Source organism: Streptococcus suis (assembly GCF_002960445.1).
Taxonomy (GTDB): domain Bacteria; phylum Bacillota; class Bacilli; order Lactobacillales; family Streptococcaceae; genus Streptococcus; species Streptococcus hyiners.
In genome coordinates this window covers 1-401 of sequence record NZ_POJD01000296.1, presented here as the reverse complement: position 1 = coordinate 401, position 401 = coordinate 1, and the positions used below count along the sequence as shown (strand labels likewise).

Below are 401 nucleotides of genomic sequence, written 5' to 3'. Positions count from 1 at the left end.
GAAAAAGAAACTTACCATCGCCATTATTATCGGCTTTGTCAGCCTGATTGCAGGCTTAATTCTAGCTGGCATTGGATTTTTCACCGGAGGCATAACCCGCTTAGAAGAGGTTGCTGCTCCGACGGAAGTCCATAAGACCTTCACAGATTTGAATACCATTAAAATTGATTTTATCCCCCACAGCGTCTACATCAAAGAGTCTAGTGATAACAACTATCATGTGACCTATGCCAACTCCGACAACAATATCCAAAACCCTCTAAAACTCAGTGAGAAAGACGGCGTCTTAACCCTCTCTGCACAGGAACTAGAATTTGCCATTGAGGGAATCATGCAGTATCTGGGAGAAAGCTTGGCCCAGCGTCGTATCAATGTCTTCTCCGTCACCATTGAAGTGCCTA

At 44.4% G+C, this 401-nt stretch carries 1 protein-coding gene; it reads left to right on the top strand.

The window, feature by feature from the left end:
* Positions 1-401, top strand: a 401-nt coding sequence (locus C1G53_RS10915) for a DUF4097 family beta strand repeat-containing protein (protein ID WP_161941416.1), incomplete at both ends; no start/stop codon positions are given.